Origin of the sequence: Pseudomonas fluorescens, assembly GCF_001307275.1 — a bacterium.
In the GTDB taxonomy this organism is placed as follows: Bacteria; Pseudomonadota; Gammaproteobacteria; order Pseudomonadales; family Pseudomonadaceae; genus Aquipseudomonas; species Aquipseudomonas fluorescens_AA.
In genome coordinates this window covers 1,939,971-1,960,191 of record NZ_CP012831.1, presented here as the reverse complement: position 1 = coordinate 1,960,191, position 20,221 = coordinate 1,939,971, and the positions used below count along the sequence as shown (strand labels likewise).

Annotated in this window: 17 protein-coding genes, 1 tRNA gene and 1 pseudogene; 16 read left to right on the top strand and 3 right to left on the bottom strand. The window is 63.1% G+C overall.

Translation table 11 applies throughout. The features are described from left to right. Window position 1 precedes the first annotated feature (1 nt). Window positions 2-1,048 (top strand): flagellar motor protein MotB, encoded by a 1,047-nt coding sequence (gene motB / locus AO356_RS08720; protein WP_060739430.1) that lies wholly within the window; start codon window positions 2-4, stop codon window positions 1,046-1,048. An 80-nt stretch (window positions 1,049-1,128) separates the two neighbouring features. On the opposite strand, the gene rsgA is transcribed toward motB, so the two are convergent. Then, window positions 1,129-2,160 carry a small ribosomal subunit biogenesis GTPase RsgA gene (rsgA, locus tag AO356_RS08715; RefSeq protein WP_060739429.1) on the bottom strand — a complete coding sequence of 344 codons (1,032 nt, stop codon included), beginning with the start codon at window positions 2,158-2,160 and terminating at the stop codon, window positions 1,129-1,131. A 109-nt stretch (window positions 2,161-2,269) separates the two neighbouring features. Between rsgA and orn the strand changes: the two genes are divergently transcribed. Further along, entirely contained in the window at window positions 2,270-2,812 is a 543-nt protein-coding gene (gene orn, locus AO356_RS08710; RefSeq protein ID WP_060739428.1) for an oligoribonuclease, read from the top strand. A 218-nt stretch (window positions 2,813-3,030) separates the two neighbouring features. Further along, window positions 3,031-3,645 carry a trimeric intracellular cation channel family protein gene (locus AO356_RS08705; protein ID WP_170866829.1) on the top strand — a complete coding sequence of 205 codons (615 nt, stop codon included), beginning with the start codon at window positions 3,031-3,033 and terminating at the stop codon, window positions 3,643-3,645. Here AO356_RS08705 and queG read toward each other — a convergent pair. Next, entirely contained in the window at window positions 3,627-4,706 is a 1,080-nt protein-coding gene (gene queG, locus AO356_RS08700) for a tRNA epoxyqueuosine(34) reductase QueG (RefSeq protein ID WP_060739427.1), read from the bottom strand. The two genes, AO356_RS08705 and queG, sit on opposite strands and share 19 nt — an antisense overlap. 63 nt (window positions 4,707-4,769) lie before the next feature. On the opposite strand from queG, the gene AO356_RS08695 reads away from it, so the two are divergent. The 13 genes and pseudogenes from AO356_RS08695 to AO356_RS33360 all read left to right on the top strand — a co-directional run bounded on the left by AO356_RS08695 (window position 4,770) and on the right by AO356_RS33360 (window position 19,765). Beyond that, a complete protein-coding gene (locus AO356_RS08695) occupies window positions 4,770-6,269 on the top strand; it encodes a bifunctional ADP-dependent NAD(P)H-hydrate dehydratase/NAD(P)H-hydrate epimerase (protein ID WP_060739426.1) in 1,500 nt (499 codons plus the stop codon). Then, window positions 6,257-6,724, top strand: coding sequence for a tRNA (adenosine(37)-N6)-threonylcarbamoyltransferase complex ATPase subunit type 1 TsaE (gene tsaE / locus AO356_RS08690; protein ID WP_003197219.1), 468 nt, complete (start codon window positions 6,257-6,259; stop codon window positions 6,722-6,724). The genes AO356_RS08695 and tsaE overlap by 13 nt, the downstream gene beginning before the upstream one ends. A gap of 3 nt (window positions 6,725-6,727) precedes the next feature. Next, a complete protein-coding gene (locus AO356_RS08685; protein ID WP_060739425.1) occupies window positions 6,728-8,158 on the top strand; it encodes an N-acetylmuramoyl-L-alanine amidase in 1,431 nt (476 codons plus the stop codon). Continuing rightward, window positions 8,155-10,068 (top strand): DNA mismatch repair endonuclease MutL, encoded by a 1,914-nt coding sequence (gene mutL / locus AO356_RS08680; protein WP_060739424.1) that lies wholly within the window; start codon window positions 8,155-8,157, stop codon window positions 10,066-10,068. Before AO356_RS08685 ends, mutL begins: the two co-directional genes overlap by 4 nt. Beyond that, window positions 10,068-11,039, top strand: a complete 972-nt coding sequence (gene miaA / locus AO356_RS08675) for a tRNA (adenosine(37)-N6)-dimethylallyltransferase MiaA (protein WP_060739423.1) — start codon at window positions 10,068-10,070, stop codon at window positions 11,037-11,039. The genes mutL and miaA overlap by 1 nt, the downstream gene beginning before the upstream one ends. Window positions 11,040-11,130: 91 nt before the next feature. Further along, a complete protein-coding gene (gene hfq / locus AO356_RS08670) occupies window positions 11,131-11,391 on the top strand; it encodes an RNA chaperone Hfq (protein ID WP_003186419.1) in 261 nt (86 codons plus the stop codon). Between the two features lie 12 nt (window positions 11,392-11,403). Next, window positions 11,404-12,705: a ribosome rescue GTPase HflX gene (hflX, locus tag AO356_RS08665; protein WP_060739422.1), complete on the top strand. Its 1,302-nt coding sequence runs from the start codon at window positions 11,404-11,406 to the stop codon at window positions 12,703-12,705. Between the two features lie 85 nt (window positions 12,706-12,790). Then, complete coding sequence (gene hflK, locus AO356_RS08660; RefSeq protein WP_060739421.1) at window positions 12,791-13,963, top strand: FtsH protease activity modulator HflK; 1,173 nt, start codon at window positions 12,791-12,793, stop codon at window positions 13,961-13,963. Beyond that, window positions 13,963-14,832 (top strand): protease modulator HflC, encoded by an 870-nt coding sequence (gene hflC / locus AO356_RS08655; protein ID WP_060739420.1) that lies wholly within the window; start codon window positions 13,963-13,965, stop codon window positions 14,830-14,832. The genes hflK and hflC overlap by 1 nt, the downstream gene beginning before the upstream one ends. 313 nt (window positions 14,833-15,145) lie before the next feature. Beyond that, window positions 15,146-16,333: an ATP phosphoribosyltransferase regulatory subunit gene (locus AO356_RS08650; protein ID WP_060739419.1), complete on the top strand. Its 1,188-nt coding sequence runs from the start codon at window positions 15,146-15,148 to the stop codon at window positions 16,331-16,333. Window positions 16,334-16,387: 54 nt separating this feature from the next. Further along, window positions 16,388-17,680, top strand: coding sequence for an adenylosuccinate synthase (locus tag AO356_RS08645; RefSeq protein ID WP_039592540.1), 1,293 nt, complete (start codon window positions 16,388-16,390; stop codon window positions 17,678-17,680). A 486-nt stretch (window positions 17,681-18,166) separates the two neighbouring features. Next, window positions 18,167-18,859, top strand: a pseudogene (locus AO356_RS33365) (methyl-accepting chemotaxis protein); the annotation flags it as partial. Between the two features lie 21 nt (window positions 18,860-18,880). Next, the gene (locus tag AO356_RS33360; RefSeq protein ID WP_409077845.1) at window positions 18,881-19,765 is read left to right on the top strand and encodes a methyl-accepting chemotaxis protein; all 885 of its coding nucleotides are present in this window, start codon (window positions 18,881-18,883) and stop codon (window positions 19,763-19,765) included. A 196-nt stretch (window positions 19,766-19,961) separates the two neighbouring features. On the opposite strand, the gene AO356_RS08635 is transcribed toward AO356_RS33360, so the two are convergent. Further along, window positions 19,962-20,048: transfer RNA gene (locus tag AO356_RS08635), tRNA-Leu, on the bottom strand. Window positions 20,049-20,221: the final 173 nt, after the last annotated feature.

Sequence of the window (20,221 nt, the reverse complement as noted above, 5' to 3'; positions counted from 1 at the left end):
CATGGAAAATAACCAGCCGATCATCATCAAGCGCGTCAAGCGCATAGCCGCTGGGCATCACGGGGGCGCCTGGAAAATCGCCTTCGCCGACTTCGCGACGGCGATGATGGCGTTCTTCTTGGTGCTGTGGTTGTTGTCCACGGCGACGCCAGAGCAGAAGATCGCCATCGCCGGCTACTTCAAGGACCCGGTCGGCTTTTCCGAAAGCGGCACGCCCTACATCATCGACCTGGGCGGCTCACCGACCCTGGCCCCGGAAAACACCCTCAACCCCGAGGTCAAGTCCCAGCCCCAGCCCGACAAGGTGACGGTGGATTCCGAGCAGGTCGAAGGCATGGCCGAACAGGTCGAGCGCGAGCGCCTGGAACTGCTGTTGCAGGAATTGCAGAACAAGGTCGAAGAGAATCCGCAACTGCAGAAATTCAAGGACCAGATCCTGTTCGAAATCACCCCGAACGGCTTGCGCATCCAGATCATGGACGCCGAGAACCGGCCGATGTTCGATTCCGGCAGCGCGCGCCTGAAGCCGTATTTCGAGGACATCCTGCTGGCCATGGCCGACACCATCAAGGCGGTGCCGAACAAGATCAGCATCAGTGGTCATACCGATGCCAAACCCTACATCGGCAAGGGTGACTACGGTAACTGGGAGCTGTCCGCCAACCGTGCCAACGCGGCCCGTCGCGCCCTGGTGGCCGGCAGCTATCCGGACGAGCAGGTGGCGCGGGTGGTCGGTTATGCGTCTTCGGCGCTGTTCGACCGCAAGGACCCGTTCAACCCGGTCAACCGGCGTATCGATATCGTGGTGTTGACCAAGAAGGCGCAGAAAGCCATCGAGGGCTCGCAAACCGACGATCCGGCGCCCGATCCGGTCCCGGGCGAGGGGGCGCCGGGTGAAGCGCCTGCTCCGTCCGCCACACCAGGTGCGACGGTCGATCCGAACGCGTTGCCGGCAGACCAGCAGCCCGTGCCGGCCCATGAGCTGCGCGAGCGGCTGAACCTGTTCGACGATGCCGCGCCCAAGCCGCCCGGAGCGCCGGCGCAGTGATCTGAAGGTTTGTCGATGGACCTGTGGCGAGGGAGCAAGCTCCCTCGCCACAATTGTGTCCGGCTTCCCTTCCTTTCAGCTCAGTAACCGCTTTCCGGCAGGCTGGCGATGATCGAGCGGTAGCTGTTCATCCGTTGCTGATGCACGCGACCTTCTTCCAGGGCCTTGAGCAGGGCGCAACCGGGCTCGCGGTCGTGCTTGCAGTCGCGGAAGCGGCAGGTGCCGATCAACTCGTTGAACTCGATGAACCCGGCTTCGACATCGGCCCGGCTGACGTGGCCCAGGCCGAATTCGCGGATACCCGGCGAGTCGATCAATTCACCGCCGCCAGGGAAATGGAACAGCCGCGCGGTGGTGGTGGTGTGGGTGCCCTGGCCGGACAGCTCGGACAGCGGCCCGACGCGCGTCTCGACTTCCGGCAGCAGGCTGTTGACCAGCGAAGACTTGCCCACGCCAGACTGGCCGACGAACACACTGATGCGCCCGTCCAGTTGCTGTTGCAACTGCTCCATGCCGTTGCCGTGATGGGCCGAGACCTCCAGCACCGGGTAACCCAAATCCCGATAGACCGACAGCAGGGCGTTCAGCGCCGGGGCGTTGTGTTCGTCGATCAGGTCGAACTTGTTGAGCAGCAGCAACGGACGGATACCCGCGTGTTCGGCAGCCACCAGGTAACGGTCGATCAGGTTGGCGTGGGGCTCGGGCAACGGGGCGAACACGATGACGATCATGTCGACGTTGGCGGCCACGGGCTTGAGCTGGCCTCGGCTGTCCGGCCGGCACAGCTCGGTGTGGCGCGGCAACTGCGCGACGATCACGCCGATACCCTGGTTACCGGCCCGCCAGACCACCTGGTCGCCCGTCACCAGCGCCGGCAGGTTGGCGCGCAAGTGGCAGCGGAACACCTGGCCGGCCAGTTCGCCTTCCTGGGCCTCGACCTCGACCTGCACGCCGAAGTGGGCGATCACCAGGCCGGTCTGTTCAGGGCCCAGGTCGCCACCCTCCAGGGCTTCGACAGCACTGGATTCGCGTTTGGCGGCGCGGGCGGCGCGCTCGCCCTGGATCTTTTCGATGCGCCAGTTCTGACGACGATTGAGTTGGCGTTTGGCCATGGGTGTTCCGTATGAAGAAATGCAGCGAATAGGGTAAAACGGCGGCGAGTTTAGCACGCCCAAGGGCCTGCCTAAGCTAAACTGCGTGGCTACGCCGAGGAGCTTCCCTATGCAAAACCCGCAGAACCTGATCTGGATCGACCTGGAAATGACCGGTCTGAACCCTGACACCGACGTCATCATCGAAATGGCCACCATCGTCACCGACAGTGACCTCAACACCCTGGCCGAAGGCCCGGTGATCGCGATCCACCACAGCGACGAAGTCCTGGCCGGCATGGACGAGTGGAACACCCGCCAGCACGGCGGCTCGGGCCTGACCCAGCGGGTACGCGAGAGCAAGATCAGCATGGCCGAGGCCGAGGCCCAGACCCTCGCCTTCCTGGAACAGTGGGTGCCCAAGGGCAAGTCGCCGATCTGTGGCAACAGCATCTGCCAGGACCGCCGCTTCCTTTATACCCACATGAAATCCCTGGAAAGCTACTTCCACTACCGCAACCTGGACGTCTCCACCCTCAAGGAGCTGGCCGCCCGCTGGGCGCCAGAAGTGCGCGACAGTTTCCAGAAGGGCAGCACCCACCTGGCCCTGGACGACATCCGTGAGTCCATCGCCGAGTTGCAGCATTACCGCAAGCATTTCATCAAGTTCTGATGCGCAGCGCGTTCTTGTGGTGATGGGGCTGTGGGAGCAAAGCTTGCTCGCGAAACAGGCGCCTCGGTCTTTGAAAGTCCGCATTGCCTTCATCGCGGGCAAGCCTTGCTCCCACAGATATCCTGGCCACAAACTCCTTGTTTGACATGGTCGATGGCTGCCCTCTTTTGGTGCCTGCCCAAACTGGCTAGACTGCGCGCCTTCCTGCAAGGACCGCCATCATGTTGCTGATGCTTTATCTGATCGCCATCACCGCCGAAGCCATGACCGGCGCCTTGTCTGCCGGGCGGCGGGGCATGGACTGGTTCGGCGTGGTGCTGATCGCCTGTGTCACGGCGCTGGGTGGCGGCTCGGTGCGCGACGTGCTGCTCGGTCATTACCCACTCACCTGGGTCAAGCACCCGGAGTATCTGGTGCTGACCACCGCGGCGGCGATGCTGACGGTGTTCCTGGCGCGCTGGATGCGTCATTTGCGCTCGCTGTTCCTGGTGCTCGACGCCGTGGGCCTGGTGGCGTTCACCCTGATCGGCTGCATGACGGCCCTGGAAATGGGGCATGGCATGCTGGTGGCGTCGGTCAGTGGGGTGATCACCGGGGTGTTCGGTGGCATCCTGCGGGACATCTTCTGCAACGATATTCCGCTGATCTTCCGTCGCGAACTCTACGCCAGCGTCTCGTTTGCCGCGGCGTGGTGTTATCTGCTGTGTGTCTTCCTGCAACTGCCGAACGAGCAGGCAATCCTCATTACCTTGTTCGGCGGTTTCCTGCTGCGGCTCCTGGCGATTCGCTTTCACTGGGAAATGCCGAAGTTCGTCTACAACGACGAGGTTTGACGCTCGGCATGTTGGCGCAATGCCCACGCCACGTGCTCGCGCACCAGTTCCGACGGATAGTCGCGCCGCGCCTCCAGCGCTTGCAGCACGGGAATGGTTGACGGCGCATTACCCAGGCCCACCGCCAGGTTGCGCAGCCAGCGTTCGTAACCGGCACGGCGCAACGGTGAACCCTCGGTGCTGCTGAGGAATTTCTCTTCGTCCCACATGAACAGCTCGGCCAACCCGGCATTGTCCAGGTTGTGCCGCGGCTTGAAGTCGCTTTCCCCGGACGGTCGGGCAAAGCGGTTCCACGGGCAGACGATCTGGCAGTCGTCACAGCCGAACACCCGGTTGCCGATCAGTGGCCGCAGCTCTTCAGGAATGGCGCTTTTCAGCTCGATGGTCAGGTAGGAAATACAACGGCGAGCATCGAGCACGTAGGGGCCGACGAAGGCATTCGTAGGACAGATGTCCAGGCATGCGGTGCATTTTCCGCAATGCTCGGTGCCGTGGGGTGGATCGATGGGCAGCGGCAGGTCGACAAACAGCTCGCTCAGGAAAAAATAGCTGCCGGCCTTGCGGTTCAACACCAGGGTGTTTTTACCGATCCAGCCCAGGCCGGCCTGTTCGGCGATGGCTTTTTCCAGCACCGGTGCGCTGTCGACAAAGGCACGGTAGCCAAAGGGGCCGATGACCGCCTGAATTTTTTCCGCCAATTGCTGCACGCGTTTACGGATCAATTTGTGGTAATCGCGGCCCAATGCATAACGCGAGACGTAGGCTTTTTCCGGTTGGCCGAGCAATTGCGCCATTTGCGTATCGCCCGGCAAGTAATCCATGCGCAGGGAAACCACCCGCAGCGTGCCCGGCACCAGTTCCTCGGGGTGCGAGCGTTTGCTGCCATGGGCGCCCATATAGTCCATTTCGCCGTGGTAGCCGGCCTCGAGCCAGCGTTGCAGGTGTTGTTCATGCTCGGCCAGGTCCAGGCCGCTGATGCCGACCTGCTGGAAACCCAGCTCGCGGCCCCATTCCTTGATGGATTGGGCGAGGGCGGGGAGGTCTGTGGGAATGGCAGGCATGAGGCGAGAGAAACCGGAGCTGAGATGCGTATAATTCTGCCAGACATCGGAGCCCGAAGACGCATGCCGCACACTAAAGATGATTTTCCCGACGCGCTGTACAGCGCCGCGCAGGTCCGGGCCCTCGATGCTCAACTGATCGCGGCAGGCACCGCCGGTTTCGAATTGATGCAGCGCGCTGCCCGCGCCACCTGGCGAGCGATCGTCCGACGCTGGCCTGAGGCCCGCGAGCTGACCGTGCTGGCCGGCCATGGCAACAATGCCGGCGATGGCTACCTGGTCGCGACCCTGGCCCGGCGCGCCGGCTGGTCGGTGCGGGTGCTGACGGTGGGCGAGCCCCGGCGATTGCAGGGGGACGCCGCCAATGCCCATGCCGAGGCCGTGGCGGTGGGCGTGCCGATGGGGCCGTGGTCGGATGAGGCCGAGTTGCGCGGCGTGCTATTGGACGCGCTGCTCGGCACCGGCCTGAATGGCGATGTGCGCGAACCTTATGTGCAGGCCATCGATACGATCAACGTCAGCGGCCTGCCGGTCGCGGCGGTGGATATCCCTTCGGGGTTGTGCGCCGACACCGGCCGGGTGCTGGGCACGGCGGTGGCGGCCGACCTGACCGTGACTTTCATTGGCTTGAAACTGGGGTTGTTCACCGGCGAGGCGGCGGACCGGGTCGGTGAGCTGGTGTTCAATGACCTGCACGCCGATCCGGATATTGTTGAAACGGCACCGGCCAGTGCCAGACTGCTCCTGCCCCACAATCTGCCTCGTCTGACAACTCGTGCCGCCACTTCCCACAAAGGCAAGTTCGGTCATGTGCTGTTGATCGGTGGCGACCGGGGCTTCGGCGGCGCCATCCAGATGAGCGCCGAAAGCGCCCTGCGCTGCGGTGCTGGCATGGTTTCGCTGGCGACCCGCAGTGAGCATGTATCCGCCGCGCTGATGCGTTTACCGGAAGTGATGGTGCAGGGCACCCATTCGGCGAACCAATTGATGGGCTTGCTCCAGCAGGCCAGCGTGCTGGTGGTCGGGCCGGGCCTGGGCCAGGCTGCCTGGGGACGCAGCCTGTTGTCGGCGGCGGCCAATGCGCCACTGCCGCAAGTGTGGGATGCCGATGCACTGAACCTGCTGAGCAGGGGCGATGTCCGTTTGCCTGAGCAGTGCGTCATCACCCCGCACCCGGGGGAGGCGGCGCGGCTGTTGGAGATGTCCGTCGCCCAGGTGCAGGCCGACCGCCCGGCGGCGGCTCATGCCTTGAGCCAGAAATACAGCGCCACGGTGATCCTCAAGGGTGCCGGCAGCCTGATCGCCAGCCCGGACGGTCGCCTGGCGGTTTGCAGCCAGGGCCATCCGGCCATGGCCACCGCCGGTCTGGGGGATGTGCTGGCCGGTGTGGTCGGGGCCTTGCTGGCCCAGGGCATGGAAGGCTTCGAGGCCGCGTGCCTGGCGGTCTGGCTGCACGCCAGTGCCGGTGCCCAGGTCGGTCGGTCGGGCCGGGGATTGGCGGCGACCGATCTGATCCCGGCCATTCGTCAGTTGTTGGAGGAGCATTCACCGTGTCTGAAGTAACCCTGTACGTGGCGGACGAACAAGCCATGACACAATTTGGCGCCCGCATCGCGCAGATCACCGCCGGCCACGGCCTGATTTTTCTCGAAGGCGACCTCGGCGCGGGGAAAACCACCTTGTCCCGTGGCATCATTCGCGGCCTCGGGCACGTCGGTTCAGTCAAGAGCCCGACGTTCACCCTGGTCGAGCCCTATGAGATCGGCGACATTCGCGCCTTCCATTTCGACCTGTATCGACTGGTGGATCCCGAGGAGCTGGAATTCCTCGGTATCCGCGATTATTTCGAAGATGACGCCTTGTGCCTGATCGAATGGCCCCAGAAGGGTGCAGGCTTTTTGCCAAAGCCCGACCTGACCATTACCATTGGCGCGCAGAACGGCGGGCGTTCGCTGAAACTGACGCCGCAAGGCTCCCGTGGTGAGTCGTGGTGTGCCGCTTTGGCATTGGAAAACTAATTGATGATGGGGTTTGGTATGCGCTTTCGCGCGGTGGTTGCTGTCGTAGGACTGTTGCTTACGGCACTGGCCGTCGATGCTGTGGCCGAGACAAAGGTCAACAGCGTTCGCCTCTGGCGGGCGCCGGACAACACACGGCTGGTGTTTGACCTGACGGGGCCGGTGCAGCACAGCGTATTCACCCTGACCGCCCCGGATCGCCTGGTGATCGACATCAACGGCGCCACCCTGGGGGCGCCGCTGAATGTCGCTACCGCCAACACGCCGATCACCGCGATGCGCTCGGCCCAGCGTACGCCGACCGACCTGCGGGTGGTCATCGACCTGAAAAAAGCCGTGACCCCGAAGAGCTTCACCCTGGCCCCCAACGCCCAGTACGGCAACCGGCTGGTGGTGGACCTGTTCGACAACCCGGCCGATGCCGAGCCACCGCCACCGCCGCCGACCAATGTGGCCACGGTGCCAGCGGTGCCGGTGACCCCGACCGAGCCTGCGCTCAAACTGCCACCGGCCCCGGCGGGCAAGCGCGACATCATCGTCGTGATCGACGCCGGTCACGGTGGCGAAGACCCGGGCGCCTCGGGCTCGCGCGGGCAACGTGAAAAAGACGTGGTGCTGTCCATCGCCCGTGAATTGCAGCGCCAGGTCAACGGCATGAAAGGCTTCCGCGCCGAACTGACCCGCACCGGCGACTATTTCATTCCCTTGCGCGGCCGCACCGAAATCGCCCGCAAGAAAGGCGCTGACCTGTTCGTCTCCATTCACGCCGACGCCGCACCTTCGGCGGCAGCGTTCGGGGCCTCGGTGTTTGCCCTGTCCGACCGTGGCGCGACTTCCGAGACCGCCCGTTGGCTGGCCGACACTGAAAACCGTTCCGACCTGATCGGCGGTGCCGGCAACGTCAGCCTCGACGACAAGGACCGGATGCTCGCCGGTGTCCTGCTCGACTTGTCGATGACCGCCTCGTTGACCTCCAGCCTGAACGTCGGCCAGAAGGTCTTGAGCAACATCGGTCGCGTCACGCCGCTGCACAAGCAGCGCGTCGAACAGGCCGGGTTCATGGTGCTCAAGTCGCCGGACATCCCGTCGATCCTGGTGGAAACCGGGTTCATTTCCAACGCCAACGAAGCCTCGAAACTGTCGACGTCGAGCCATCAGCAGGCCCTGGCCCGCTCCATCAGCAGCGGCGTACGGCAGTTCTTCCAGCAGAACCCGCCGCCGGGCACCTACATCGCCTGGCTGCGGGACTCCGGCAAGATCGCCCAGGGGCCACGGGATCACCGCGTCAACCCGGGCGAAACCCTGGCGATGATTGCCGTGCGCTACCAGGTGTCGCCCGCCACCTTGCGCAGCGCCAACAATCTCAAGAGCGATGAGCTCAAGATTGGCCAGACCCTGACCATTCCGAGCAATGAAGTGGCGGCCAAGCAATGAGTGACGAAGTGATCGGCAACACCGCCCGTATCGAACTGCTCAGCCCTCGGCTGGCGAACCAGATCGCCGCCGGTGAAGTGGTCGAGCGTCCGGCGTCGGTCATCAAGGAGCTGCTGGAAAACAGCCTCGATTCCGGGGCTCGGCGCATCGATGTGGATGTCGAGCAGGGCGGCGTCAAGCTGTTGCGGGTGCGCGATGACGGTGGTGGGATTCCCTCTGACGACCTGCCGCTGGCCCTGGCGCGTCATGCCACCAGCAAGATCCGCGACCTGGAAGACCTCGAGCGGGTCATGAGCCTGGGCTTCCGGGGCGAGGCGCTGGCGTCGATCAGTTCGGTGTCGCGCCTGACCCTCACCTCCCGCACCCGTGATGCCGAGCAGGCCTGGCAGGTCGAGACCGAAGGCCGCGACATGGCGTCTCGCGTCCAGCCCGCGGCGCATCCGGTGGGCACCTCGGTGGAAGTGCGCGACTTGTTCTTCAACACCCCGGCCCGGCGCAAGTTTCTCAAGGCCGAGAAGACTGAATTCGATCACCTGCAAGAAGTCATCAAGCGCCTGGCCCTGGCGCGTTTTGACGTGGCGTTCCATTTGCGCCACAACGGCAAGACCATCCTCAGCCTGCACGAGGCCCGCGACGATGCGGCCCGCGCCCGGCGTGTGGGCGCGGTGTGCGGTGCGGGGTTCCTGGAACAGGCCTTGCCCATCGAGGTGGAGCGCAACGGCCTGCACCTGTGGGGGTGGGTCGGCTTGCCAACGTTCTCCCGCAGCCAGGCGGACTTGCAATATTTCTACGTGAACGGCCGGGCGGTGCGCGACAAGTTGGTGGCCCACGCGGTGCGCCAGGCCTATCGCGATGTGCTGTTCAATGGCCGGCATCCGACCTTCGTGCTGTTTTTCGAGGTTGATCCGGCGGTGGTGGACGTCAACGTGCACCCGACCAAGCACGAAGTACGCTTCCGTGACGGGCGCATGGTCCACGATTTCCTCTATGGCACCCTGCACCGTGCCCTGGGCGATGTGCGGCCTGAAGACCAACTGGCGGCTCCGGCGGCTATGGCTGGCATGGTCCGGCCCACGGGCCTGGAAGCTGGCGAATTCGGGCCACAGGGCGAGATGCGCCTGGCGGCCAATGCCCTGCTGGAGCAGCCCCAGCCTCAGCCCAGCTACAACACCGCCGGCAGCGGTGCTGGCAGCGGCTATCAGTATCAATACACCCCGCGCCCGCAATCCAACGTGCCGGCAGCCGAGGCCCAGGCGGCCTATCGTGAATTCTTCAAGCCCCTGCCGGAAGCCGGCGCGGCGGCGATGCCCGAGGGCCAGGGTGACATTCCGCCGCTGGGCTATGCCCTGGCGCAACTCAAAGGCATCTATATCCTCTCGGAAAATGCCCAAGGCCTGGTGCTGGTGGACATGCACGCAGCCCATGAGCGGATCATGTACGAGCGGCTGAAAATCGCCATGGCCAGCGAAGGCCTGAGCGGCCAGCCGCTGTTGGTGCCCGAGTCCCTGGCCGTCAGCCAGCGCGAAGCCGATTGCGCCGAAGAACATGTGGCCTGGTTCCAGCGCCTGGGCTTCGAATTGCAGCGCCTGGGCCCGGAAACCCTGGCGATCCGCCAGATCCCGGCCTTGTTGAAGCAGGCCGAGGCCAATCGCCTGGTCAGCGACGTGTTGGCGGACCTGATGGAGTACGGCACCAGCGACCGGATCCAGGCGCACCTGAACGAACTGCTCGGCACCATGGCCTGCCACGGCGCGATCCGTGCCAACCGGCGCCTGGCCCTGCCGGAAATGAACGGTCTGCTGCGGGACATGGAAAACACCGAGCGCAGCGGTCAATGCAACCATGGCCGGCCGACCTGGACCCAACTGGGCCTGGACGACCTGGACAAACTGTTCCTGCGCGGTCGTTGATGAGCCCGTTGCCACCCGCGATTTTCCTGATGGGGCCGACCGCCGCCGGCAAGACCGACCTGGCCATCGAATTGACCAAAGTCCTGCCCTGCGAGTTGATCAGTGTCGATTCGGCCCTGGTCTATCGGGGCATGGACATCGGTACCGCCAAGCCGTCAAAAGAACTGCTGGCTGAATTTCCCCACCGCCTGATCGACATCCTGGACCCGGCCGAGGCTTATTCGGCGGCCGATTTCCGGCGTGACGCCCTCCAGGCCATGGCCGAAATCACCGCGCGGGGCAAGATCCCGCTGCTGGTGGGCGGTACGATGCTGTACTACAAGGCCTTGGTCGACGGGCTGGCGGACATGCCGGCGGCCGATCCCGAGGTGCGCGCGCAGATCGAAGAAGAAGCCGCGCGCCTGGGCTGGCAGGCCCTGCACGAGCAATTGGCGGTCATCGATCCGGAGTCGGCGGCGCGTATTCACCCCAATGACCCGCAGCGGCTCAGTCGGGCGCTGGAGGTTTATCGGGTCAGTGGCCAGAGCATGACTGCCCTGCGCCAGCGACAATCTGCGCAAAGTACTGAAGCAGCCGCTTCGGGACTGCAACAATTGCCCTATACTGTCGCGAATCTGGCCATCGCTCCGGCGAACCGGCAAGTGCTGCATCGGCGAATTGAACAAAGATTCACATTAATGTTGGAACAGGGGTTCATAGACGAGGTCGTAGCCCTGCGTGAGCGAAGTGACCTGCATGCCGGGTTGCCGTCTATACGTGCGGTAGGTTATCGGCAAGTCTGGGATTATCTGGACGGCAAGCTGACGTCAGCCGAGATGCAGGAGCGTGGGATCATTGCCACGCGCCAATTGGCGAAACGCCAGTTCACCTGGCTGCGCAGCTGGACTGATTTGCATTGGCTCGACAGTCTCGATTGCGACAATCTGCCACGCGCCTTGAAATACCTCGGGACCATCTCCATATTGAGCTGAGTCCTTGCAATTGCCGTCTATCCTTGGGGGTGTGACGGCCCAAGCCATCTGATTCCGATTTTTATTATTGATCCTTAAAGGAGTGCGGCACATGTCAAAAGGGCATTCGCTACAAGACCCTTACTTGAACACTTTACGTAAAGAGAAAGTTGGGGTGTCCATCTATCTGGTCAACGGGATCAAACTGCAAGGCACGATCGAGTCTTTCGACCAGTTCGTCATCCTTCTGAAAAACACCGTCAGCCAGATGGTCTACAAGCACGCGATCTCGACAGTGGTGCCAGTTCGTCCAATTCGTCTGCCTAGCGCAACCGAATCCGAAGGCGGTGACGCTGAACCGGGTAACGCCTGATAGGAGCCTCCTTTGTTCTTTGAGCGCCACGGTGGTGGTGAACGGGCCATTCTCGTTCACTTGGATGGACAGGACCCTGAGGCGCGCGAAGATCCGCAGGAGTTTCAGGAATTGGCACTTTCGGCCGGCGCCGAGACCGTCGCGTTTTTCAACGTGCCGCGTCATCGGCCAACCGCCAAGTTCCTGATCGGCAGTGGCAAGGTCGAGGAGTTGCGCGACCTGGTCCATGCCGAGCAGGTCGATCTGGTGATTTTCAATCACATCCTCACGCCCAGTCAGGAACGTAACCTCGAACGTGTCTTTGAGTGTCGCGTGATCGACCGCACGGGGCTGATCCTCGATATCTTCGCCCAGCGCGCCCGCACCCATGAAGGCAAGCTCCAGGTCGAATTGGCCCAGCTTGAGCACATGAGTACGCGGCTGGTCCGCGGCTGGACTCACCTTGAGCGGCAGAAAGGCGGTATCGGCCTGCGCGGCCCGGGGGAAACCCAGCTGGAAACCGACCGACGCCTGTTGCGGGTTCGCCTGCGCCAGATCAAGGGGCGGCTGGAAAAGGTCCGCAGCCAGCGCGAGCAGTCGCGACGTGGTCGCAAGCGCGCGGATATCCCGACGGTTTCACTGGTGGGCTATACCAACGCCGGCAAATCGACCCTGTTCAACAATGTCACCCAATCCGACGTCTACGCCGCCGACCAGTTGTTCGCCACACTCGACCCGACCCTGCGCCGGCTCGACCTGGACGACCTCGGGCCGATCGTGCTGGCCGACACCGTGGGCTTTATCCGTCACCTGCCGCATAAACTGGTCGAGGCTTTCCGGGCTACGCTCGAAGAGTCGAGCAACTCCGACCTGCTGCTGCACGTGATCGATGCCGCCGAGCCGGACCGGATGCTGCAGATCGAGCAGGTGATGGTGGTGCTGGGCGAGATCGGAGCCCAGGACTTGCCGATCCTCGAGGTATACAACAAACTCGATTTGCTCGAAGGCGTGGAGCCGCAGATCCAGCGCGATGCCGATGGCAAGCCGCAACGGGTCTGGCTGTCGGCCCGCGATGGCACCGGCCTGGACCTGCTCAAGCAGGCCGTGGCCGAGCTGTTGGGCAGCGATCTGTTTGTCGGCACCCTGAAATTGCCACAACGTTTCGCCCGGCTGCGTGCACAGTTTTTCGAGCTGGGGGCTGTGCAAAAAGAAGAACACGACGAAGAAGGTGTCTGCCTGCTGGCTGTTCGCCTGCCTCGGGCGGAGCTCAACCGACTGGTCAGTCGCGAAGGGCTGCAACCGATGGAATTCATCGAGCAACACACTTTGCAATAAAAGCCTGAGAAAGCGGTGTCAGGCATTCTGTAGCATTGGTCGGCGCGCCGTGGGTGCGTCTTTGCTTTATCAGATGGAGAGCGCTATGGCTTGGAATGAGCCGGGTGGCAACTCGAATAATCAGGATCCTTGGGGTGGCAAGCGTCGTAACAACGGCGACCGCAAGGGGCCGCCGGATCTCGACGAGGCCTTCCGAAAGCTGCAGGAAAGCCTGAACGGTTTGTTCGGTGGTGGTAAGAAACGCGGTGACGAGGGCGGCGGTCGTTCCGGCAAGGGCGGCGGTTTCGGCCTGCTCGGCATCGGTCTCGTCGTGCTGGCGGCTGTCTGGCTGTACAGCGCGGTCTATGTCGTGGACGAGCAGGAGCAAGCCGTGGTGCTGCGCTTCGGCAAGTACTACGAGACGGTTGGTCCGGGCCTGAACATCTATTTCCCGCCGATCGACCAGAAGTTCATGGAGAACGTCACGCGTGAGCGGGCGTACACCAAGCAGGGCCAGATGCTGACCGAAGACGAGAACATCGTCGAGGTGCCGCTGACCGTGCAATACAAGATCACCAACCTGCAGGACTTCGTGCTGAACGTCGATCAGCCGGAAACCAGCCTGCAGCACGCGACCGAAAGTGCCCTGCGCCATGTGGTGGGTTCCACCGCCATGGACCAGGTGCTGACCGAAGGTCGTGAACTGATGGCCAGCGAAATCAAGGAGCGCCTGCAACGGTTCCTCGATACCTATCGCACCGGTATCACCGTCACCCAGGTCAACGTCCAGAGCGCAGCGGCACCGCGTGAGGTCCAGGAAGCCTTCGACGACGTGATCCGTGCCCGTGAAGACGAGCAGCGTTCGCGCAACCAGGCTGAAACCTATGCCAACGGCGTCGTGCCGGAAGCTCGTGGCCAGGCCCAGCGCATCATCGAGGATGCCAACGGTTACCGCGATGAAGTGGTCTCCCGTGCCAAGGGTGAGGCCGATCGCTTCACCAAGCTGGTGGCCGAGTATCGCAAGGCCCCTGAAGTGACCCGCCAGCGTCTGTACCTGGACACCATGCAGGAAGTCTTCAGCAACACCAGCAAGGTCCTCGTGACCGGCAACAAGAACGGCCAGAGCAATCTGCTGTACTTGCCGCTGGACAAGATGGTCGAGAGCGGTCGCAACACCAGCACGCCACCGGCCAGTTCGGCGGCGGCCAGCAATGAGGCCGGCACCCGCGCAGCGGCGGACCTGCAACAACAGCAAGCACGTACCAGGGAGAGTCGCTGATGAGCAATAAATCGCTGATCGCCCTTATTGTCGGTGTCGTCGTGGCGATCGCTGCCTGGAACTGCTTCTACATCGTGGCTCAGACCGAGCGCGCGGTGTTGCTGCAATTCGGTCGCGTGGTCCAGGCTGATGTCCAGCCGGGGCTGCATGTGAAGGTGCCCTACGTCAACAAGGTGCGCAAGTTCGATGCTCGCCTGATGACGCTGGATGCGCCGACGCAACGCTTCCTGACGCTGGAAAAGAAAGCTGTGATGGTGGACGCCTATGCCAAGTGGCGCGTGAAGGATGCCGAGCGCTTCTACACCGCGACCTCGGGCCTGAAGCAGATCGCCGACGAGCGTCTGTCCCGTCGTCTGGAATCGGGCCTGCGTGACCAGTTCGGTAAGCGCACGTTGCATGAAGTGGTGTCCGGTGAGCGTGATGCGCTCATGGCCGACATCACCCGTTCGCTGAATACGATGGCGGAAAAAGAGCTGGGCATCGAAGTGGTCGATGTCCGGGTCAAGGCCATCGACCTGCCGAAGGAAGTGAACCGCAGCGTGTTCGAGCGGATGAGCACCGAGCGTGAGCGTGAAGCCCGCGAGCACCGCGCCAAGGGTAACGAGCTGGCCGAAGGCATCCGTGCCGACGCCGATCGCCAACGCCGGGTGCTGCTGGCCGAAGCCTATCGTGAATCGGAAGAGGTCCGGGGTGATGGTGATGCCCAGGCCGCTGCGATCTACTCCAAGGCTTATGGTCAGGATCAGGAGTTCTACGCGTTCTACCGTAGCCTGCGTGCCTACCGTGAAAGCTTCGCGAACAAATCCGACGTCATGGTCCTGGACCCAAGCAGCGACTTCTTCCACTACCTGGAAAAGTCCAAGCCTTGATACGGCGTTGACCTGAAGCACTCCGCCCGGCGGCTAAAGCGTCGGGCGGGGTGATCCTTTGGGAAAACGTGTGTATGATGCGGCAGCCGGGAAATTCCCGGCTTTTTTGCGTCTGCACGTTTGATTGTGGTTTTGGTTGCAGGCGTCGGGTTGAACGACTCGACAGGTTTTTCGAGGAAAGTGCTGGGCGAGGCCGATTGCTGGCCATTCGTCACGTCGCTCATGCGCGTGTTTTGCGCGTGGGCCAAGTATTTTCTGCTTCACTCAAGGCTTGCCCGAGGGCTGGCCGCCCGGACCATAGGGGAATGGCGTAATGGCAACGGTAGACCGCTGGCTGCTGCCAGATGGCATCGAAGAAGTACTGCCACCGGAAGCTGCGCGTATCGAAGTAGCGCGTCGGCAGGTGTTGGATCTGTTCCAGAGCTGGGGTTACGAGTTCGTCGTCACCCCGCATATCGAGTACCTGGAATCCCTGCTCACCGGCGCGGGCCAGGACCTGGATCTGCGCACCTTCAAGGTGATTGACCCGCAGTCGGGCCGGCAGATGGGCTTTCGTGCCGACATCACGCCGCAAGTGGCGCGCATCGACGCCCATACCCTGCGCCGTGAGGGCCCGAGCCGCCTGTGCTACGCCGGCAGCGTGCTGCATGCCCAGCCGCGTGCCTTGTCATCTTCGCGCAGCCCGATCCAGCTGGGCGCCGAGTTGTATGGCGATGCCAGCCCGAGCAGCGACGTAGAAGTCATCAGCCTGATGTTGGCCATGCTGCAACTGGCTGACGTGCCTGATGTCCACATGGACCTGGGGCATGTCGGCATCTATCGCGGCCTGGCCCGTGCGGCCGGTTTGTCCGGCGAAGTGGAACAACAGCTGTTCGATGCCCTGCAACGCAAGGCCATCGACGAAGTCATCAGCCTGACCGAGGGCCTGCCGGCCGATCTGTCGAGCATGCTGCGGGCGCTGGTGGACCTGTGCGGCGGGCGTGAAGTATTGGCCGCTGCCCGTGAGCGCCTGGCCCATGCGCCGGCGCCGGTGTTGGCAGCGCTGGACGATTTGCTGGCGATTGCCGAGCGACTGTCGGTGCGCTTCCCCGAGTTGCCGCTGTATTTCGACCTGGGCGAGTTGCGCGGTTATCACTATCACACCGGCGTCGTGTTCGCCGTGTTTGTACCGGGCGTGGGCCAGTCCATCGCCCAGGGCGGCCGTTATGACGACATCGGTGCCGACTTCGGTCGCGCCCGTCCGGCGACCGGTTTCTCTACCGATTTGAAAACCCTGGTGACCCTGGGGCGTGCTGAAGTCGAGCTACCGTCTGGCGGTATCTGGATGCCTGACAGTACGGATGCAGCACTCTGGCAGGCAGTCTGTCAGTTGCGCAGTGAGGGTCAGCGTGTCGTTCAGGCGTTGCCTGGGCAGCCTTTGGCCGCCGCCCGTGAAGCGGACTGCGACCGGCAATTGATTCAGCAGAACGGGCTTTGGCAAGTATTGCCGCTGGCTTCTTGAGTTTTCCCGCCGGCCGCGGCCGGCACCAAGTTTGCGCGAATGAGGACAAGTGTTATGGGTAAGAATGTCGTAGTCCTGGGCACCCAGTGGGGTGATGAGGGCAAAGGCAAGATCGTTGATCTGCTGACCGAACATGCTGCCGCCGTAGTGCGCTACCAGGGTGGCCACAACGCAGGCCACACCTTGGTGATCGACGGTGAAAAAACCGTCCTGCACCTGATTCCGTCGGGCGTGCTGCGCGAAGGCGTCCAGTGCCTGATCGGCAACGGTGTGGTGGTTGCGCCCGATGCCTTGCTGCGGGAAATCATCAAGCTGGAAGAGAAAGGCGTACCGGTGCGCGAGCGCCTGCGTATCAGCCCGTCCTGCCCGCTGATCCTGTCCTACCACGTGGCGCTGGACCAGGCCCGTGAAAAGGCCCGTGGCGAGCTGAAGATCGGCACCACCGGTCGTGGCATCGGCCCGGCCTACGAAGACAAGGTGGCCCGTCGTGGGCTGCGCATCGGTGACCTGTTCCACCGTGAGCGTTTCGCCGCCAAGCTGGGCGAGTTGCTGGACTACCACAACTTCGTCCTGGTCAATTACTACAAAGAACCGGCCATCGACTTCCAGAAGACCCTGGACGAGTGCATGGAATACGCCGAGCTGCTCAAGCCGATGATGCTCGACGTCACCGCCGAGCTGCACGAGCTGCGCCGCGCCGGCAAGGACATCATGTTCGAAGGTGCCCAGGGTTCGCTGCTGGACATCGACCACGGTACCTACCCGTACGTCACCAGCTCCAACACCACTGCCGGCGGCATCGCCACCGGTTCGGGCTTCGGTCCGATGTACCTGGACTACATCCTGGGCATCACCAAGGCCTACACCACTCGCGTCGGTTCGGGCCCGTTCCCGACTGAGCTGTTCGACGACGTCGGTGCCTTCCTGGCCAAGCGCGGCCACGAGTTCGGCGCCACCACCGGCCGTGCCCGTCGTTGCGGCTGGTTCGATGCCGTCATCCTGCGTCGCGCCATCGACGTCAACAGCATCTCGGGCCTGTGCCTGACCAAGCTGGACGTGCTGGACGGCCTGGAAACCATCAACATCTGCGTGGGCTACAAGAACCAGGACGGCGCTGTCATCGACGCACCGACCGACGCCGACAGCTACATCGGCCTGGAGCCGGTGTACGAGCAGATGCCAGGCTGGACCGAGTCGACCGTCGGCGCCAAGACCCTGGAAGAACTGCCTGTGGCAGCGCGCAACTACATCAAGCGCGTCGAAGAGTTGGTCGGTGCGCCGATTGACATTATTTCGACGGGGCCGGACCGCAACGAAACCATCGTTCTGCGTCATCCGTTCGGCTGATAAGCCTTTGATGTAAAAAACAAAGGGCCCTCGTTGGGGCCCTTTGTCGTTTCTGCCTGCCGGGCGGCACGACACTTGCTATGCAACTCCATTAAGGCACCGTTTTCCTGAGTGCCATCAAATTAATGGCGTTTGGTAGAGGGATTTCACGTGTCGGCCGTTCTCTCACTGTTACAAAGCCGTTTGCTACGGCCAGTGTTCGTTACCCTGGGTATCGCCCTTTTGGTGCAGGTGCTAGTGGCCGTTGCGCTGACCCGAAGCACCGTCACGGCGCTGGAAGCCGACCTGGGCGCGCGGTTGGGGGCGGACAGCCAGAAGCTTTCCGCCGAGCTGGAGCAGGCCGGGCGAGAGGTCACGTCGAGCCTGGACAGCCTGTCCGCCAATACCCGCCAGCGGCTCAATGCCGGCTTGTCGGCTCGCCTGAAGGACGAGCAGGCGCAGTTGCGTGGGACCTTGGAGAAGGACTTGAGGGATTCCGCCAATGATATGGCGCAGCTCCTGGCTTCTGTTGCGCCGCGTGCCATGTGGGATAACGACGTGCCCACCCTCTCTGAATTCGCCCGTCGGGCCCAGCGCAACCCCAACGTGCTGTTCGTCATCTATGACGACGCCGCCGGTGAGCACCTGACGCGCTACCTGAACCGGGAAAACCCGATCAACAAAGCGCTGCTGGAAAAAGGCAAGGGCGAGCGGGCGTTGGACAAGGTGCTGGACGCGGCGAAGAACGATCCGTCGGTGTATTACCTCGAAGCCTCGATCAACCCCAACGGCGTCGAGATCGGCAAAGTCTTGATGGGGGTTTCCACGGCGGCCGTTGAAACCGACCTGAAGGCGCTGGACCAGCGCTTCTCGGCCTTGATCGCCAGCAGCGATCAATTGGTCGGCGACAGCCTCAAGGGCGCGGCGGCTGACAGTGCCACCGCCATGCGCGGTCGCCTGGAGTCGGCCCAAACCACGGCCACGCAGATGCAGACCAACACCGCCAGCACCGTGCAGGACGCTGCGGGCACCTTGCGCTGGCGCATCGGCCTGGGCCTGGCGCTGGTGGGTTTCGGCGTGCTGGTGTTGCTGGCCGTGGTGCTGGGGCGTCGGGTGGTCAATCGCTTGAAACTGCTGATCGCGGCCATGAACGACCTGGCGGCGGGCGAGGGTGACCTGACCAAGCGAGTGCAAATCAACAGCAAGGACGAAATCGGCGACATGGCCGCGGCGGTCAATCGCTTTGTGGATAAGTTGCAGCCCATCGTTCGCGAGGCGGGCGATGTGGCCCAGCGCACCGGTGTGGAAATCGGTGCGATGACCTTGCGCAACTCCGGCGCCGATGCGGCGGCCGGGATGCAGCGTGATGAAGTGGCCGAGAGCCTGCGTGCGCTGTCGCAAATGGCGGACGAGGCTCAATCGGAAAGCCAGGCAATGCAGGCGGCCCTGCAGCAAGTGGTGGAGATCCGCCAGGCCACCGATGAAAACACGCGCACTTCGGCCAAGGTCAGCGGCTTGATCGAGGCCCTGGCCGGCCAGGTTGATACCGGGGCGGCAGTGATCGAGCGGTTGGCGCAGCAGAGCGAACAGATTGAGGTGGTGCTGACCGTGATTCACGGCATCGCCGAGCAGACCAACTTGCTGGCCTTGAACGCGGCCATCGAGGCGGCGCGGGCCGGGGAAACCGGGCGCGGCTTTGCGGTGGTAGCGGATGAGGTGCGGGCGTTGGCGAGCAAGACCCAGAGCTCCACGGGCGATATCCAGGCGCATATCGTGGCCTTGCAGCAGGGGGCTCGCGAGGCGGTGGCTGCCATCGGCCAGGCCGGGCGCCAGGCCAGCGAAGGTTTGTTGGTGCTGCGTGACAGCGCGCGGTTGCAGCAGTCGGTGCAGGCGTCCGTCGAGCAGGTGCACGCGGCCATCGGCCTGGCGACCCAGGCGGCGGCTCATCAGGCCCAGGGCGCGCAAGCGGTGCGTGGGCGGGTGGAAACCATCCATGCCCAGGCTGAGAAAGCGGCCCAGGCCGTGGTTGAGACCACCGCCAGCGGCAAGGTGCTGGACAACCTGGCGGCGCAACTGAAGGCAAGTCTGGGGCAGTTCAGGGCCTGATCGGGTGGCCGGGCTGGACCCATCGCGAGCAAGCTCGCTCCCACAGTGGATCTCTGTTCACTGCGATCCTTGTGGGAGCGAGCTTGCTCGCGATAGCGATTTCAGAGGTTCAGATACATTTCCAATACCCAGAAACGCAAAAACCCGCTTTCGCGGGTTTCTGTGAGGTTCAAGGCCGTGACCTTGAAGCTTGAATTGGTGCCCAGAAGAAGACTCGAACTTCCACGACCTTGCGGTCACCAGCACCTGAAGCTGGCGTGTCTACCAATTTCACCATCTGGGCAGCATCTTCAGCGTTGCCGCTGTTGATGTGGCGCACTATACGGAGCGCGTTTTGATCTGTAAACCCCTGTTTTTGTTTTAGTAATTGCCCGGTGCAATTCCAGGGGGCGGAAATGCAAAAACCCGCTTTCGCGGGTTTTTGTTGAGCTGCCAGGTCATTGACCTGCTGCTCGA

Excerpts from the sequence above, each read along its gene's own strand:
- motB (WP_060739430.1), top strand. The coding sequence starts at position 2 with ATGGAAAATAACCAGCCGATCATCATCAAGCGCGTCAAGCGCATAGCC.
- rsgA (WP_060739429.1), bottom strand. The coding sequence starts at position 2,160 with ATGGCCAAACGCCAACTCAATCGTCGTCAGAACTGGCGCATCGAAAAG.
- orn (WP_060739428.1), top strand. The coding sequence starts at position 2,270 with ATGCAAAACCCGCAGAACCTGATCTGGATCGACCTGGAAATGACCGGT.
- queG (WP_060739427.1), bottom strand. The coding sequence starts at position 4,706 with ATGCCTGCCATTCCCACAGACCTCCCCGCCCTCGCCCAATCCATCAAG.
- AO356_RS08695 (WP_060739426.1), top strand. The coding sequence starts at position 4,770 with ATGCCGCACACTAAAGATGATTTTCCCGACGCGCTGTACAGCGCCGCG.
- AO356_RS08685 (WP_060739425.1), top strand. The coding sequence starts at position 6,728 with ATGATGGGGTTTGGTATGCGCTTTCGCGCGGTGGTTGCTGTCGTAGGA.
- mutL (WP_060739424.1), top strand. The coding sequence starts at position 8,155 with ATGAGTGACGAAGTGATCGGCAACACCGCCCGTATCGAACTGCTCAGC.
- miaA (WP_060739423.1), top strand. The coding sequence starts at position 10,068 with ATGAGCCCGTTGCCACCCGCGATTTTCCTGATGGGGCCGACCGCCGCC.
- hfq (WP_003186419.1), top strand. The coding sequence starts at position 11,131 with ATGTCAAAAGGGCATTCGCTACAAGACCCTTACTTGAACACTTTACGT.
- hflK (WP_060739421.1), top strand. The coding sequence starts at position 12,791 with ATGGCTTGGAATGAGCCGGGTGGCAACTCGAATAATCAGGATCCTTGG.
- hflC (WP_060739420.1), top strand. The coding sequence starts at position 13,963 with ATGAGCAATAAATCGCTGATCGCCCTTATTGTCGGTGTCGTCGTGGCG.
- AO356_RS08650 (WP_060739419.1), top strand. The coding sequence starts at position 15,146 with ATGGCAACGGTAGACCGCTGGCTGCTGCCAGATGGCATCGAAGAAGTA.
- AO356_RS08645 (WP_039592540.1), top strand. The coding sequence starts at position 16,388 with ATGGGTAAGAATGTCGTAGTCCTGGGCACCCAGTGGGGTGATGAGGGC.
- AO356_RS33360 (WP_409077845.1), top strand. The coding sequence starts at position 18,881 with ATGGCCGCGGCGGTCAATCGCTTTGTGGATAAGTTGCAGCCCATCGTT.